At 65.8% G+C, this 16601-nt stretch carries 13 protein-coding genes and 1 pseudogene; 12 read left to right on the top strand and 2 right to left on the bottom strand.

What is annotated here, in order from left to right; genetic code table 11:
- Positions 1-58: 58 nt before the first annotated feature.
- Positions 59-1036 carry a LysR family transcriptional regulator gene (locus KIO76_RS25760; RefSeq protein ID WP_213326423.1) on the bottom strand — a complete coding sequence of 326 codons (978 nt, stop codon included), beginning with the start codon at positions 1034-1036 and terminating at the stop codon, positions 59-61.
- Positions 1037-1143: 107 nt separating this feature from the next.
- Here KIO76_RS25760 and KIO76_RS25755 point away from each other — a divergent pair, with 107 nt between their 5' ends.
- The 10 genes and pseudogenes from KIO76_RS25755 (at position 1144) to KIO76_RS25705 (ending at position 14026) form a co-directional block, all read left to right on the top strand.
- Complete coding sequence (locus KIO76_RS25755; RefSeq protein ID WP_213326422.1) at positions 1144-3138, top strand: hydantoinase/oxoprolinase family protein; 1995 nt, start codon at positions 1144-1146, stop codon at positions 3136-3138.
- Between the two features lie 49 nt (positions 3139-3187).
- Positions 3188-4132, top strand: a complete 945-nt coding sequence (locus KIO76_RS25750) for an ABC transporter permease (protein WP_213326421.1) — start codon at positions 3188-3190, stop codon at positions 4130-4132.
- Positions 4129-4959 (top strand): ABC transporter permease, encoded by an 831-nt coding sequence (locus KIO76_RS25745; RefSeq protein ID WP_213326420.1) that lies wholly within the window; start codon positions 4129-4131, stop codon positions 4957-4959. Before KIO76_RS25750 ends, KIO76_RS25745 begins: the two co-directional genes overlap by 4 nt.
- Complete coding sequence (locus KIO76_RS25740) at positions 4956-6608, top strand: dipeptide ABC transporter ATP-binding protein (protein ID WP_213326419.1); 1653 nt, start codon at positions 4956-4958, stop codon at positions 6606-6608. Before KIO76_RS25745 ends, KIO76_RS25740 begins: the two co-directional genes overlap by 4 nt.
- A pseudogene (locus tag KIO76_RS31835) lies at positions 6605-8150 on the top strand (ABC transporter substrate-binding protein). The gene KIO76_RS25740 and the pseudogene KIO76_RS31835 overlap by 4 nt, the downstream one beginning before the upstream one ends.
- Positions 8151-8174: 24 nt before the next feature.
- Complete coding sequence (locus KIO76_RS25725) at positions 8175-9734, top strand: acetolactate synthase large subunit (RefSeq protein ID WP_213326416.1); 1560 nt, start codon at positions 8175-8177, stop codon at positions 9732-9734.
- 120 nt (positions 9735-9854) lie between these two features.
- Complete coding sequence (locus KIO76_RS25720) at positions 9855-11522, top strand: hydantoinase B/oxoprolinase family protein (RefSeq protein ID WP_213326415.1); 1668 nt, start codon at positions 9855-9857, stop codon at positions 11520-11522.
- Positions 11523-11563: 41 nt separating this feature from the next.
- A complete protein-coding gene (locus KIO76_RS25715) occupies positions 11564-12283 on the top strand; it encodes an FMN-binding negative transcriptional regulator (protein ID WP_213326414.1) in 720 nt (239 codons plus the stop codon).
- Between the two features lie 50 nt (positions 12284-12333).
- The gene (locus KIO76_RS25710; protein WP_213326413.1) at positions 12334-13671 is read left to right on the top strand and encodes an acyclic terpene utilization AtuA family protein; all 1338 of its coding nucleotides are present in this window, start codon (positions 12334-12336) and stop codon (positions 13669-13671) included.
- 1 nt (position 13672) lies between these two features.
- The gene (locus KIO76_RS25705) at positions 13673-14026 is read left to right on the top strand and encodes an AtuA-related protein (protein WP_213326412.1); all 354 of its coding nucleotides are present in this window, start codon (positions 13673-13675) and stop codon (positions 14024-14026) included.
- A gap of 113 nt (positions 14027-14139) precedes the next feature.
- On the opposite strand, the gene KIO76_RS25700 is transcribed toward KIO76_RS25705, so the two are convergent.
- Positions 14140-14688 carry a hypothetical protein gene (locus KIO76_RS25700; RefSeq protein ID WP_213326411.1) on the bottom strand — a complete coding sequence of 183 codons (549 nt, stop codon included), beginning with the start codon at positions 14686-14688 and terminating at the stop codon, positions 14140-14142.
- A gap of 202 nt (positions 14689-14890) precedes the next feature.
- Here KIO76_RS25700 and KIO76_RS25695 point away from each other — a divergent pair, with 202 nt between their 5' ends.
- The gene (locus KIO76_RS25695) at positions 14891-15529 is read left to right on the top strand and encodes a cupin domain-containing protein (protein ID WP_213326410.1); all 639 of its coding nucleotides are present in this window, start codon (positions 14891-14893) and stop codon (positions 15527-15529) included.
- A gap of 1 nt (position 15530) precedes the next feature.
- Positions 15531-16601: a Gfo/Idh/MocA family protein gene (locus KIO76_RS25690; RefSeq protein ID WP_213326409.1), complete on the top strand. Its 1071-nt coding sequence runs from the start codon at positions 15531-15533 to the stop codon at positions 16599-16601.

The following is a 16601-nucleotide window of genomic DNA, read 5'->3' as shown; positions in this document are numbered from 1 at the left end:
CACAGGCCGGGGCAAGACGTCAGGCCCGCGCCTTCAGCTAGTGCGCCGCCATTCGCGATCAGCTGTCTTGGGAATGGGTTCCACCATTGGCACCGAGCGCCACCCCCATCGCTTCGCTCCCGTCCGTGCCACCTTCGCGAGCGACATATTCGAAGCTCGCGCGCTCTTGCAGCACGAGATCGTAAAACGCTTTCGCGGCGGCCGATAAAGAATGGCCGCGACGCTTAAGGAGGTGCAGCGGCCGGGCGAGTTTCGGGATCGACAGCCGGCGAGAGCCCAGAACAGGCCGCCGAAATTGCCAGAGCGCCAGCGCGGGTACAATCGTGATTCCGACACCGGCTTCAACGAGCCCCGCCATCGTTCCCATGTACTGAACCTCGAGCCGAGCATCCATGGTTATCGGATTCAAGGCGATATCGACATGCTGGCGGACACTGCTGTTGCGCGCCACGTGAATAAAGGGATAGCGCGCCAAATCTTGAGCCGTAATCTCCTCCTGCAGAAGGAGAGGATGTCCAACAGGGCAGACAACGTGAAAGTAATCAGTCCCGAGAACCAGAGCCTGGAGATCATCCTCACGACCCAACGCCGACGTGATCGCCAAGTCAGCCTGACCGGTTCTGACGAGATCGAGACAGGTTTCAGACAGGGCGTCATTGAGAAGTAGCTGGATCCCCGGGTAGCGTGCACGGAAGGTCGCGATGATGCTCGGAAGCCAGACCGCGCAGACAGAGGGCAACGCAGCGATACGAACCCAGCCCTTTCGACGTGCCGCACAATCCCGGAAATTCTCCAATACTTCCGTGAATTCGTTGTACAGGCGCCTCGCCGTCTCCTCGAAGAGCCGCCCCTCACTCGTGAGTTCGACCGACCGGGTCGTGCGGTCGAATAGCGTTGCCTTCAGCTCCTCCTCGATCTGCCTGATCCGTGAACTCAGGGCGGACTGGGACAAATTGCATCTCGCGGCAGCCCGCGTGAAGCTGCGCTCTTCCGCAACGGCAAGGAATAAGGCGAGGTCGCGGCGCGAGATGTTCATCGAAATTATCGCTTAATGGGGTCGAATTTTCGATTTAACAGATCTTTAGCAGCGGTGTAAATCTTCCTCGAAGGTTTGATAAGCCAGTGGTTGGGGATCAAGGCAGCATGCAAGTTGGCGTCGAGATCGGCGGTACTTTCACTGATCTGGTTTGGCTGCGGAACGATGGCACGGTCGTGACCGGCAAGGTTCCCTCCACGCCGAAGCAGGTAGAGCAGGCGGTGCTGGACGCGGTTAGGTCGGTCGATATCCCGCTGGCTGAGGTGAAGCGTTTCACGCATGGCTCGACGGTCGCCACCAATGCGCTCCTCACGCGTTCCGGCGCGAAGACGGGGCTCCTGACCACCGAGGGCTTCCGCGACATCATCGAGATCGGGACGCATGACCGGACCGGCAACATCTACACTGCCTTCTACGAGAAGCCGCGGGCTCCCATCGCGCGCCGGCTCGTCCGTGAAGTACGCGAGCGGGTCGATGCATCGGGCCGTGTGCTCACGCCGCTGGACGAAGAACACGCCTGGCGGGAAGTCGAAGGCCTGCTCGCCGACGGCGTCACCTCGATCGCGATTTGCCTGCTGCACGGATACCGCGCGCCGGAGCACGAACGGGCGCTGCGCGACCTGATCCGGCGCCGTGCCCCGCAGATCGAGGTGTTCACGAGCCACGAGGTCTCCCCAGAGTTCCGGGAATACGAGCGCACCGTCACCACGGTCGTGAATGCCTTCGTCGGCCCGGTGGTCAAGGGCTATGTCGACCGCCTCGAGGCGTCCCTCCAGGATGGCCGTTACGGCGGCGCGCTGCGCCTAATGCAGTCGAACGGCGGCATCATGCCGGCGGCGGCCGCTGGCTCCAACGCGGTGAAGATGCTGCTGTCCGGCCCCGCCGCCGGTGTGCGCGCGGCGATCTGGTTCGCGCGCCGGAACGGCATGTCCGACATCCTCACGCTCGACATGGGCGGCACCAGCACGGACGTCGCGATCGCGCCCGGCCTCGACGCGCGCATCGTGCCCGAGCTCGTGGTGGACGGCCTGCCGATCCGCACCACCGCCATGGACATGGCGACGGTCGGCGCGGGCGGCGGCAGCATCGCCTCGATCGATGCGGGCGGCTATCTCAACGTCGGGCCGGCAAGCGCCGGCGCGGTGCCGGGCCCTGCCTGCTACGATCGCGGCGGCACACTGCCGACCGTCACCGACGCGCAGGTCATCGCCGGCCTTCTCAGGCCGGAGCGCTTCTTCGGCGGTAAGATGGCGCTGCGCACGGATCTCGCCGGGGCGGCCCTGTCCGGCCTGAAGCTCGGCGGCACGGCCGAGGCCACCGCCGACGCCGTCCTGCAGATGGTGAACAGCAACATGGCAGCGGCCGTGCGCCTCGTCTCCACCGCCCGCGGCATCGACCCGCGCGACTATACGCTTGTGGCCTTCGGCGGCGGCGGGCCGTTGCATGGGGCGATGGTGGCTGATGAGGTCGGGATGCGGCGCATCCTCGTGCCCTGGTCGCCGGGCATCGCCAGCGCCTTCGGACTGCTCGTCGCCGATCTGATCGTTGATGTGGTGGCCTCCAAGATGGAGTTGCTGTCCGACGCCTCCCTCGATGCGGCGAGCATCGCTGAGCTCAAGGATATGTGCGGCGCGGAGGCCAAGCGGCTCGACCTCGCGCCGGGCACCTACGAGATCCAGGCCGGGCTCGACCTGCGCTACGCCGGCCAGGGCTTCGAGCTGACGCTCTGGCGGGATATGCAGCCGGCGTCAGCCAGCGAGATCGACGCGGCCTTTCAGGACGAGCACAAGCGCCGCTACGGCTATGCGCGTCCGGCCCTGAAGACCCAGATGGTCAACCTGCGCGCCCGCATCATCCAGCGCAACGGCGCCCGGCTCGAAACCCCGATCCCAGAAGCCTCCGGCGCCCGCGAACACAAGGAAATCCTCCTCGGCGGCAAGCGCTGGGAAGCTGCCTTCCTTCCCCGCAGCGCGCTCGGCCGCGGCGAAACGATCGCCGGCCCGGCCATTCTCGAGGAAGCGACCTCCACGAGCTTCGTGCCGCCCGGATGGACCTGCACATGCCTCGCCAGCGGGGACCTCTTGCTGGAAAAAGCCGAATGACCGCGCGGCGATCGGCATCCCTCAATGACGATCCGCGAGGAGGGCCTGCATGATCGGCTTCCTGCTCCGTCGCCTCCTGGTGGCCATCCCGACTGTTCTGCTCGTCTCGGTGTCCGTGTTCCTGCTCGTCCGGCTCATCCCCGGCGACCCGGCGATCGTGATGCTCGGGGAAGGCGCGAATGAAGCCTCCCTCGCCTCTTTTCGCAGCGAGCTCGGCCTCGATCGGCCGCTGCCGGTGCAGTTCTTCGTCTGGGCGGAGCGTGTCCTGCAAGGAGACCTCGGCCAGTCCATCCTGCTCGGCCAGCCCGTCTCCACCCTGGTGTTCGACCGTCTGAAGCTTTCCGCCCTGATCATCCTTCTGGCCGTCGGTATCGCCTCCGTGCTCGCCGTGGCGGCCGGCCTTTTCGCGGCCTGGCGCCAGAACTCGCTGGCCGATGTCGGCATCGTGGCGCTTGCGACGACCGGCGTGTCGCTTCCGAGCTTCTGGATCGGCCTGCTGCTGCTGTTCGTGTTCGGCATCAAGCTCGGCTGGCTGCCGGTCGTCGGCTATGTGTCCTTCGCGGAGGACCCAAGCCAGGCCTGGCGCTATCTCGTTCTGCCGGTGCTGACCCTCGTCATCGTGGAGGTCGGCGTATTGACCCGGATGGCCCGCGCGAGCGCCGTCGAGGTGCTGCGCCTCGAATACATCACCCATGCGCGCGCGAAGGGTCTGCCCGAGCGCGCCGTGCTGTTCAAACACGCGCTGCCGAACGCCTTTGCGCCGACGCTCACGATGATCGGCATCGTCATCGGGGCGCTGCTCGGCGGTATCGCGGTGGTGGAGACCGTCTTCACCCTGCCGGGGCTCGGGCGCCTTCTGGTCGAGGCGATCTATGGCCGGGACTACCCCGTCATCCAGGGCTGCCTGCTCGTGATCGCCCTGGCCTATGTGCTGGTGAACCTCGTGGTCGACCTGCTCTACCCTCTCTTCGATCCGCGGATCAGCCTCGAATGAAGCGCGAGCTTAACCTCACCCCCTCGCTCCGGGGCTTGGTCGGCGGTCTGCTGGGGCTCGTGATCCTCGCCGCGGCCTTCATCTCGACGGTATGGACGCCCGCCGACCCGAACCGGCTGAACGTGATCCGAAGGCTTGCCGCGCCGGCCGGCGCCTACCCGCTCGGAACCGACGAGTTCGGCCGCGATGTCCTCAGCCGGATCATGACCGGCGCCTGGACCAGCCTGTCGCTCGCTTTCCTGACGGTCCTCGCGGCGATCGTCGTGGGCGGCGTCATCGGCCTCGTATCCGGCTTCTTCCGGGGCTGGATCGACCGGGTGGTGATGATGCTGAACGACGCGCTGCTCGCCTTTCCCGGCATCCTTCTGGCGCTCGGCCTCGTCACCATCATCGGCCCGCAGCGCTACGGCATCGTCCTCGCCCTTGGCATCGCCTTCATCCCTACGGTGGTTCGCGTCGTCAGGAGCACTGTCCTGTCGCTCAGGCAGCGGGAATATGTGGAGGCCTCCCGGGCGCTCGGTAACGGCCCCTTCTATACGCTCGCCCGCCATGTCCTGCCGAATGCGCTGGCGCCTATTGCCGTCCTCGCGACCTCCATGTTCGGCTGGGCGATCCTGCTGGAGAGCGCGCTCAGCTTCCTTGGCCTCGGCGTCCCACCGCCGGCCGCCACCTGGGGCAACATGCTGTCGGCGGCCCGGCCTTATCTGGCGACGGCGCCCTGGCTTTCGATCATTCCGGGCGCCTGCATCGCGATGACCCTTCTCTCCGTCAACCTGCTCGGGGACACGCTCCGTGACCGGCTCGACCCACGGATGCGGCGCGCATGACACGGCCTCTCCCGAAGCAGCCGACCCTCTCCATCAGGAACCTCAGCCTGAGCCTGTCGAGCGGGCTGCCGCTCGTCACCGACGTCAGCTTCGATGTCGCGCCGGGGCAGGTCATGGCACTGGTGGGCGAGTCGGGCAGCGGCAAGACGCTGATCGGCCGCTCGGTGCTGCGCCTCCTGCCCGAAGGTATCCACCAGTCCGGTGGGCAGATCCTCTATCACGACCGCAACCTGTCGGCAGTCCGCGCGAGCGAGATGCGCCAGCTGCGGGGCGCGCGGATCGGCATGGTCTTCCAGGAGCCGCTTGTCTCGCTCAATCCGGCGCTCCGCATCGGGGAGCAGATGGCCGAGGGGCTACGGCTGCACTTCAAGCTTTCCGCCGCGGAAATCCGCCAGCGCTCGATAGCCATGCTCCGGCGCATCCATATCGCGGATCCGGAAGCTTGCCTGTCGTCCTATCCGCACGAGTTTTCCGGCGGGATGCGCCAGAGGATCATGCTGGCCTCCGTGATGCTGCTGCGCCCTGATCTTCTGATCGCGGACGAGCCGACCACCGCGCTTGACACGCTGAGCCAGAAGGAAGTGCTCGAAACCATGATCGAGCTGACGCGCGAGGTCGGCACAGCCATCCTGCTCGTCACCCACAATCTGGGGCTTGTCGCCCACTACGCCGACGAAACGGTCGTGCTGCGCCAGGGCGAGGTCGTGGAACGGGGGAAGCCGGCCGCCATCCTGGCACATCCGGCTGAGCTCTACACGCGCCAACTGGTCGAGGCCCTGCCGCAGCCGCCGCGGATCGAGCGCATCCCTCCGACCGGCAACCCCATCCTAGAGGCGCGCGATCTCACGCTTTCCTTCGCGAGCGGCGGCCGCTTTGGCCTGCGCCGCTCGCGCAAGCCGGCGCTGCGAGGCGTGTCGCTGGCGGTGCGGAAGGGCGAGACGGTAGCCGTCGTCGGGGCAAGCGGCTCAGGCAAGACGACGCTCGGCCGCGCCATGCTCCGCCTGGCCGACACGGATACGGGCCAGTTGCTCTACCACGGCACGGACATTGCCCGGTTGCCGGACCGGCGGCTGCGGGATTTCCGGCGCTCCTGCCAGATCGTCTTTCAGGATCCCTTCTCGTCGCTGGATCCGCGCATGCGGATCGGCGCTCTGGTGGGGGAAGCCTTGCGGCATGACACCAGCCTGACCGCAGACCAGAAGGCCGAACGCGTGAGAGCGACGCTCGCAGATGTCGGGCTTCCCGGACGCGAGGAGCGCCTCCCGCACGAATTGTCGGGCGGCCAGCGCCAGCGGGTGGCGATCGCGCGCGCCATCGTCGGCGGACCTGAGCTCGTCGTCGCCGACGAACCCATCTCGGCCCTCGACATGACCGTGCAGAAGCAGGTGCTGGAACTGTTCGAGAAGCTGCAGGCCGAGCATGGCTTTGCCTGCCTGTTCATTTCGCATGACCTCGCGGCGGTCAGGCAGATCGCGCACCGGATCGTCGTCATGGACCAGGGCCGGATCGTCGAGGAAGGGACATGCCGGGAGATCTTCGACAACCCCCGGCACGACTACACGAAGCGCCTGATCGCCGCCTCTCCGGCGATCGAGGCAGCCGAAACGGCCATAAGGGAACAACAGCCAGAGCGGGAGATACGGGCATGAACACACGATTATTGTTGGGGTGTTTGGCTGCCGGGGCGCTTCTTGCAGCCCAGGGCGCATTTGCGAGCGAGATCAAGATCGCCAATGTCGGCGACATGCGGTCGGCTATTCCAGCCGGTGCGACCGATCCGGGAACGCAGGTTCCGCAGGTCCAGATCTACGAGGGCCTGCTGACGTGGCGCGAGGACGGCTCGGTGGCGCCGATGCTGGCCGCCGATATGCCTGAGGTGTCCGACGACGGACTGACCTACACCTTCACCTTGCGGGACGGCCTCACCTTCCACGACGGCACGCCGGTCACCGCGAAGTCGGTGGCCAAGACCTGGAACTGGTATCTCGATCCGAAGAACAGCTGGGTCTGCCGCAGCTATTTCGACGGCAGCGGCAAGGTGAAGATCACCGCCGTCGAGCCCGTGTCCGATCTCCAGATCGCGTTCAAGCTCGCGCAGCCCGCGCCCCAGCTGCTGACGCAGATGGCCCGCACCGACTGCCAGGAGGGTGCTATCATGGCCGAATCCATGGTGGACAGCCCGCAGCGGCCGACCGTGCCGATCGGCACCGGCCCCTTCAAGGTCGAGAGCATCCGGCCGGGGCAGGACATCACGCTCGTCAAGTTCGACAAGTATAAATCGCGCACCGAGCCGACGGATGGCTTCGCCGGCAAGAAAGAGGCGCTCGTCGACAAGATCACGATGGTGATCATCCCCGACCCCGCCGCCGCAAGCGCCGCCCTCCTCGCCGGAAACATAGACCTCTGGGCGCGGATCGATCTCAACTACGTCAAGTCTCTCGCGAACGCCCGGCATCAAGGTCGACAGCTCGGCCACGCCGTCGATCTATACGCTTGCCTTCCAGACCGCACAGGGATCGCTCACGAACGCCGCCCTGCGCCGCGCGATCAACTACGCGATCGACCGGCAAGCCATGGTCGATGCGCTGACCGAGGGCAAGGCCACCGCCAGCTCGACCATCGTGCCGGCTTCCTCGCAATTCTACCGCGGCCCGGTGAAGGAGGGCTTCGGCTATGATCCCGCGAAGGCCGCTGAGCTTCTCAAGGAGGCGGGCTATAAGGGTGAGCCGGTCCATATCACGAGCAACAAGAACTATCCCATGATGTTCGAGACCGGGGTGATGGTGCAGGGCTATCTGCAGGCGGCCGGGATCAACGCGGATCTTGAGGTCAACGATTTCGCCACGCAATTCTCGCGCTACAATACCGGCAAATACGAGATGATGACCTGGAACTACAATCCCTCCGCGGATCCGAGCCTGGTCATCGACCGCTTCACGGGGGCGAAGGAAACCCAGGCTTCCAAGCTCTGGACCAACCCGGAAGCGCGCGCCCTCACCGACAAGTTGCTGCAGACGCCGATCGCCGAGCAGCAGCCGATCTATGACGCGCTTCACGCCCTCTACCTTCAGGACGCCCCGATGATCGTCTGGGCGACCGGCGAGGTGACGTCAGCCTACAAGGACAAGCTCAAGGGCTATGCATCCTGGCCCGGCCGCCTGCCGCGCCTGTGGGGCGTGAGCCTGCAGTAACCGCGACACGGAGGGAGCGCCGATATGACCCGGACCGGAGCCGACCGGCTCTGCGAAGCCTTGCTCGCGCGCGGGGTGGACACCTGCTTCGCCAATCCCGGCACGTCCGAGATGCACTTCGTGGCAGCACTCGACCGGAGCCCGCAGATGCGTTGCGTGCTGGGGCTCTTCGAGGGCGTGGTGACAGGGGCGGCGGACGGCTACGGACGCATGGCCGACCGGCCGGCGGCGACCTTGCTGCACCTCGGCCCCGGCCTCGCGAACGGCCTCGCCAACCTGCACAACGCGAGGCGCGCCGGAACGCCGGTCATCAACATCGTCGGCGAGCATGCGACAGACCACTTGCCGCTCGATGCGCCGCTGACAAGCGACATCGAATCACTGGCCCGTCCAATGTCGCCTTTCGTCCGCCGCATGGCGCGGCCCGACCGCATCGCGGAGGACGTGGCGGATGCATGGAAGGCGGCGCTCGCGGACGGGGTCGCCACGCTCATCCTCCCGGCCGACCTGTCCTGGGGCGAAGCCGCCGCCGCCGATCCTTTGCCGGCTGCGGAAAAGCCAGCGCCGCTCGCGGTTGACGAGGATGCGCTCGACCGGGTGGCCTCCGCCCTGAAGAGCGGCCGCAAGGTGGGCTTCGTGCTGTCGGGCCATGCCCTGCGGGAAGCTGGGCTCGCCGAGGCCGGCCGGATCGCCGCCGCAACGGGCGCGCGGTTCTTCGCCCAAGGGGCGAACGGGCGCATGGAACGCGGCCACGGCCGGATACCGATCGCAAGGCTGTCGTTCCAATGGGAGCCTGGCCGGGCGCAACTGGCTGGCCTCGACATGGTCGTCCTGATCGGCGCCCAGGAGCCCGTCACCTTCTTCGGTTATCCCTCCGGCTCGGGACGACTGGCGCCGCCCGGCGCCGACATCATCGATCTTGCCCAGACAAGGCACGATCTCTTCGGCGTTCTCCGCCGCATCGCCGACCTCACGGGCGCCGGCGGCCGCGCGCCACAGGCGCTCGCCCCACCCGCCGCGCCAACGCCGCTCCCGCCCGACGACCGGCTGACGCTCGCGGCGGTCAACCGCGCGGTCGCGAGCCTCCTGCCGGAAAGCGCGATCGTCTGCGACGAGGTGATCTCCTCCGTCGGCTTCTACGAACAGTCCTTTTCTTCCGCGCCGCACGACTATCTCCAGCTCACCGGCGGGGCGATCGGCATCGGCATCCCGCTGGCGACCGGCGCGGCGATCGCCTGTCCAGGGCGGAAGGTCATAGCGCTCCAGGCGGATGGCAGTGGGATGTATACGCTGCAGGGGCTCTGGACGCAGGCGCGGGAAGGGCTCGATGTGGTGACGATCATCTTCGCCAACCGCAGCTATGCCATTCTGCACAGCGAGATGCGCAAGCTCGGCGTACAGCACGTTGGTCGAAACGCGGGGCGCATGCTGGATCTCGATGCCCCGGCGCTCGACTGGGCAAAGCTCGCCGAGGGCATGGGCGTGCCGGCGGAGCGGGTCTCGTCCGCTGCCCGCTTCTCGGACGTGCTCAAGGCCGCGCTGCGTCAGAGCGGACCCTTTCTCATCGAGGCGTCGCTCGCATGATCCTTCGAATTAGCCTCTCAATCGGGCGGAATTTTCGAATTCTCCGCATTGTCGGGCTCAAGTAGTCTTCGAATTCAATGAGGGGACGAGGCGATTGCGTCCCCGAGGAGACCGTCAAAGATGAGTTACGAGGCGACCCAGCTCGCGATCCTGGCCAACGCGTTTCACGCGATAGCTGATGAAATGGGGGCGATCCTGACGCGCTCGGCGTTCTCCACGATCGTCCGCGAGGCCCGCGACTGCGCGACCGCCCTGCTGGATGCCGAGGGCAACGTCATTGCCCAGGCCGAGATGATCCCGATACACAACGGCGGGCTGAGCGAGGCTTTCCGGGCTTCCGCCGCCCAGCTCGACCTGTCCGGGGTCGGGCCAGATCACGCCATCCTGCTCAACGATCCCTATGCCGGCGGCCAGCATCTCAACGACTTCATCCTGTTCCAGCCGATCATCATCGACGGCGCGCTTCTCGGCTGGGCCGGCAACACGGCGCATCATCTCGATGTCGGCGGCGGCGGCGCGGGCATCAATATCGATGCGAACGAGCTCATCCAGGAAGGCATCATCATCCCGCCGCTTCTCATCGAGATGTCGCGGGACCTGCACGGCGGGCCGGTCGACCGGCTGATCTTCGCCAATGTCCGCACAGCCGAACTCGGCCGCGGCGACTTCTATGCGCAGCTCGCCGCCAACCGCACCGGGGTCGAGCGCGTGACGGAACTGGCGGCCCGGGTCGGGACGCAGACGGTCCGGCAGGCGATGGCCGAGACGCTGCTCTATGCGGAGCGACGCATGCGGGCGGCGATCGCGACCATCCCGGACGGGCGCTGGACCGGTGAAGCCTCGATCGACGCGGACGTGCGCGGCACGGAGCCGCTCACGGTGCGCGTCGCCGTGACCGTGGCGGATGGCGCCATGACGCTCGACTTCGCGGGCACGGCTCCGCAGGTCTCCAGCATGTTCAACTCCTCGCGCTCCTCCTCGCTCGCATCCGCGATCTCGGCCGTGCGCAGCGTGCTGGCCGACAAGACGATCCCCGCCAACGACGGCTGCAACCGCGCCCTCACGATCCGGATGCCGGAGGGCTCGCTGATCAATCCGTCGCCAGGCCGCCCGGTCCGCGCGCGCATCGAAGCATCCTATCGCGTGCTCGATGCCATCCACGATGCGCTGTCCCAGGCCATCCCGCAGCGTGTGCCCGCGCAAGGATACAATTCGACGACGGGGCTCTATCTCACTCAGGCCCGCGACAACGCGCCCATGCGGATCTATGGCGACGTGCTGGGCGGCGGCTACGGCGGCGCGCCCGGCTATGACGGCGCCCACGCGCTCGCCGGCGTCCTCAGCTCCAGCCGGAACACGCCGATCGAATCCATCGAGCAGATCCATCCCCACCTGCGCATGCGGCATTACAGGCTCGTACCCGACAGCTGCGGGGCAGGCGAATTCCGGGGCGGCGTCGGCTTCTCCCGGGCGATCGAGATCCTCGAGGACGGGGTTGTCCTGAGCTACTACTCCGATCACTTCCTCTATCCCCCGCGCGGCAAGAGCGGCGGCGGCGACGCGGCCACCGGTTCGCTGCGCATCTGGCGCGGCGAGGAGGTGATCAACCTCCCGACCACCGATGTGGTGCCCCTGAAGAAAGGCGACATCGTCGAATTGTCCGTCGGCGGCGGCGCCGGCTGGGGCGATCCGGCACGCCGCGCGCCGGAGCGGATCGCGGCAGACCTCGCCGACGGCATCATCACGAGAGCCTTCGCCGCAGAGCATTATCCCGGCCGCCCCGGATAAGAGCCGTTCGATCGCGACTGCCGACCCGAGAAGGATTCAGGATGCTCTACAGAGCCAGCCGACATGCCTATCCCGATGCCGCAGGCGTCGAACTGGTCAAGCGGCTCAAGTTCGGAACGGTCGTGTCGATCTTCGAGAACGAGCTGCAATTCTCGCATATCCCGGTCGTGCCGGAAGTGGTCGATGACCGCCTGGTGCGGATCCGCGGCCATTTCTCGCGGGCAAACCCGCATTGGCGCGCCCTCGAGGCAGATCCCCGGGCGACGATCGTGTTCAATGGCCCGAACGCCTATATCTCGGCGCAGTGGTACACGCCCGGCCATCCGGCCGCGCCGACCTGGAACTACGCGGTCGTGCATGTGAGCGGCCCGGTGCGGCTGGCGCCCAGTGAGGCGGTCACGAGCGCGATCATCGACGAACTCGTGCGGGTGAACGAGGCCGAGCTGCCGCAGCAGTGGCCGCTCGAGAGCTACAGCCCGGAACGCCGGGCGGCGCTGTTGCCCCATATCATCGGCTTCGAGCTCGAGGTGACGAGCTTCGAGCCGAAGTTCAAGCTGAGCCAGACCTATGCCGACGCGGACAAGCGTTCAGCCGCCGCGGGCCTGAAAAGCCGCGGCAACGACGCGGCCCGCGAGATCGCCGACCTCATGCTGTCGACCATCTCCGGGGACGGCAACAGCCAGGGCGTGGATGTCACGCAGCGCCTGCGTGAACGTGAGGAGGAGGCGCGCCGCGCCGCCTCCAAATCCGAGCAACGATAAGTCCAACGTCACGGCTGCGCATACGCCCTCGACGTGCATCTGGGTAGAACATGAGACCGATCAGGATCGGAGCCGGAGCAGGTTATTCGGGTGACCGGATCGAACCCGCCGTTGAGCTCGTCGAGCGTGGTGCGCTCGACTATCTCGTCTTCGAATGCCTTGCGGAGAGGACGATTGCGCTCGCGCAGGAGGCGAAGCTTCGCGACAACAACGCCGGCTTCGATCCGCTCCTGACCGAGCGGATGGAGGCGGTCTTGCCGGGCTCTGTCGCCCGCGGCGTGCGGATCATCACCAATATGGGGGCTGCCAATCCGATCGCGGCCGCCCGCGAAGTCGCCCGCGCGGCCCGCCGGCTGGGCCTGACCGGTCTCAGGATCGCGGCCGTCACCGGTGATGACGTGATGGAAGCGCTGGATCGCGAAAGGAGCGAGCTCCTCGAAAGGCCGGGCACGGTGGGCTCGCTTGGCGACAGGGTCATCTCCGCCAATGCCTATCTGGGCATCGAGGGGGTTCTCGATGCACTCGCGGCGGGCGCGCAGGTGATCGTCACGGGGCGGATCAGCGATCCGGCCCTGTTCGTCGCGCCGCTCGTGCACAGCTTCGGCTGGTCCACCATCGACTGGACGATTCTTGGCCAGGCCACGGTGATCGGCCATCTCCTCGAATGCGCCGGGCAGGTGACCGGCGGCTATTTCGCGGATCCGGGATTCAAGGATGTGCCGGACCTCGCGCGCCTCGGCTTTCCGATCGCCGAGGTGCAGCCAGACGGCTCCGCCATCCTCACCAAGGTTCCAGGATCAGGCGGACGTCTCACCGTCGCGACCTGCAAGGAACAGCTCGTCTATGAGGTCCTCGACCCGGCCGCCTATCTGCAGCCGGACGTGGTCGCCGATTTCACGCAGGTGCAGTTGCGGGAGATCGACACCGACCGCATCGCAGTCTCAGGCGGGCGCGGCCGCCCCCGGCCGGACCGGCTCAAGGTCTCGGTGGGTTATCGCGACAGCTTCACGGGAGAGGGCCAGATTTCCTACGCAGGTTCCGGCGCGCAGGCGCGGGCACGGCTTGCCCTCGACATCGTGGCGGAAAGGCTGAAGCTGACGGGCGTCGCCATGACCGAGAGCCGCTTCGAACTGATCGGCGTGAATGCCGTCGACGTCCTGGGAGGCCTGGAGGGATTCGAACCGCGGGAGGTCAGGGCACGTGTGGTCGCCCGGACCGAGACACTGCGTGACGCTGTGCGGATCGGCAATGAGGTCGAGACTCTCTACACCAACGGTCCCGCCGGCGGCGGTGGTGTGACGAAGAGCGCGCGAGAGGTCGTCGCCGTCGTCTCGACCTTGATTCCCCGCGCCGCAGTCACGCCCCGCGTCCATATCGAGGTAGCCTGACATGCGGCTCCGCCAGCTCGCGCATGCCCGCTCCGGCGACAAGGGCGATATCTCCCAGATCTCTGTCATCGCCTTCGACGAGGCTGCCTTCGACGTGATCCGGGCCGAGATCACGGTCGATGCCGTCCGCGCCCATTTCGGCCCTATCGCCCGCGGCAAGATCGAGCGCTTTGAGCTGCCGCATCTCGGCATCCTGAACTTCGTGCTTCACGAAGCGTTGTCGAGCGGGGTGACGCGTTCCCTCGCGCTCGATCCGCACGGCAAATGCCTAGGCTCCCTTCTGCTCGATCTCTCAATCGCATCACGTAGCCCTGCAAAACGAGCCGAGGTGCTGGGACAAGCCGGCAGCGAATAGCCATCGCAGCCCGTTTCACGACAAGCGATCACTGTGAGCGTTCGCGACAAGCTGAGCGAGCTATTCCCGCAGCCCACGCGAACGCTGGCGACGTTGGGCGCTTCGCGGCGTGATTATCGGGTGAACGTGAAGGCCTGTCCTGGACCTGTGTGGAGAATGCGCGCTCCGGGACGATCCGGACAACCCCGCTCCGCTCGACAACAATGCGCGGTTCGAAAGCCGCGTCGCTCTGCCTGATCGAGAAACCGCCTTTCGGAGTTTGCATCGAAGCCGAGAGAACTCAAGGTTTGCGCGGTCGCGCCGTCAAAGACGGTGATGCTGGGTAGGTTGGTGATCGCGTCAATTCCACGTCGGCGCAACAGTGTGAAAAGCCCGTCCTGCGAACGTAGGCGATCAAGGCCGAAGACGCCGAAATAGCAACGTTCGCGCTCCTCCGGCGACGCGTTGAACGTCCACTCCCCGTCGAGATACGCATTGCAATCGTGGATCGGCAGGGCGGCGAGCCATGGTCCCTTGTCGGGGTCAAGCCCTTCAAGCCAGGGGCAGATGAGGAGGATGTCCTCGTTCTGAAAGTCTGCGTTCTGTGGCAAGCGGTCGAGGAAGCGGCAAGACTGCGTGGCGGTGCCGCGCCCCAGCAGAGCTTCCGCTCCGTCCAGGCCCATCTGATCCTCCCAAGATCTGGCGTTCCTCGCCTTCCCAATTTTACCCAGCTTACACATGGCGCCTGCTTCACCACAAGCGGCGGACCTGAGATAAGCGTGCCACGCTGGCTATGACGATCAGCGATAAATGACATTTCGGGGGAACACGATCGCGCTGGACCGGCGCGGAAGGCGCCCAGCCGAAGTGATTGCGGAGGTTGAGATGCCCGTCTACCGCCATGATGAAGCCCCGCCAAACTGGTGCGAACTCAGGGCCTTCGAGATCATTGACCTGCGAGCCGGGGACGCGGTGTCGCGCAGCCAAAGCCATGCCAAGACACGTGTGCTTTGCACTACCGGCACGACACAGATCTTCGCAGGCGGAGGCTCCCTCATTCTGAAGGAGGGACAATTCGTCGACCTCAATCTCATCGGCGGTGAAAAGGCCTGGCAGGCCAAGCCCGGATCGCCCGCAGCCCAGATTGTCACGCTCGCCGGCAGTTGGGGCGAGGACCTCGGCGGATGCGGCATCTTCCGGGTGACGGAGGACCCGGCTGCGACCAATGCAGGTGACCCTGTTGATTATCCCAAGAGGACGCGGATCGATTCGCATTATCACGACTGCGACGAATACTGGATCCTTCTGGAGGGCCGCGCGACAGTGGTTGTCAGCGGGCAGGCCATGGACATGAGCGCCGGCGATTGCGTCAGCATCGGCATGGGCCATCACCACGACATGCCGCTGGCGCCCGAACCGATAAAGGCGGTGTTCTTCGAAACGACGCTTCAGCGCGACAAGCGCATCGGCCATCTGTGGAACCACACGCACGGCATCGCCCAGCCGCATCCGGAGAGAATTTGAAATGACGAAGAAGGTCATTCACGTTGGCGTCGGCCTTTTCGGGAGCCGCTGGTGCACCACATGGCTGGCCCCGAACATCGCCGATGACACAGTGGAGGTAATCGCGGTCGTCGATATCGACCCCAAGGCGGTCGAATACGGACGCAGAGTACTGAACTTGCCGCCGGAGCGGGCTTACACCGATCCGCATGCAGCCTTTGCTAATCATGCGAAGGAGGCGGACTTCTGCACCGTCGTCGTGCCCCCGAACCACCACGAGGCTGTCGTCGATCTCGCGATTGAATTCGGCATCGATATTCTTTCGGAAAAGCCGATTGCGGATAGCATGGAAGCCTCGGCCCGCATTGCGCGCAAGGTCAAGGCGGCCGGCCGCAGGATGGCCGTGACCATGAGTCATCGCTTCGACCAGGACAAGACCACGCTACGGCAGATCGTACGGTCTGGCCAGATCGGCCGAGTCAACAATATCAGTTGCCGCTATTTCGCGGATATGCGCGAGCACATGGGCTGGGGCGCCCTGTTCCGGCACACCATGATTGATCCGCTGATGATCGAGGGTGCGGTGCACCATCTCGATCTCGTCGCCGACCTCGCCGGCGCCCAGTGCGAGACGTTGACGGCCAGCACCTGGAAACCGGACTGGGCGGAATATGCGGGTGACACCGACGGTATCGTGATGATGACCTTCACCAACGGCGTGCGCGGTGTCTATGAAGGATCGTCGTCCGCCGCCGTCGGCCTCAATGACTGGACCAAGGAATACATCCGCGTCGACGGGGAGCTTGGCACCGCGATCCTGAACAGCCGCGAGATCGAAGTCTTCACACGCAGCGATCTCAAGCGCCAGCGTTGCCGCGAAGGGCAAGGCCAGAAGATTCAGCTCATGACTCAGAACAAATGGCTCAACACCTGGCTCATCGAAAAGTTCTGCACGTGGCTTGACGGCGGCCCGGAGATGGAGACGAATGTTGCGGACAATCTCCATGCCGCGGCGCTGATCTTTGCCGGCATCGAAAGTGCGCGGCGCGGGCAGACGATCAACGTTCAAGAGTATATCCGTTCATTCGGGTGA

It is taken from the genome of Chelatococcus sp. YT9, from assembly GCF_018398315.1.
In the GTDB taxonomy this organism is placed as follows: domain Bacteria; phylum Pseudomonadota; class Alphaproteobacteria; order Rhizobiales; family Beijerinckiaceae; genus Chelatococcus.
Note: the sequence above shows the minus strand (reverse complement) of the source record. Positions and strands in the feature narration are given on the sequence as shown.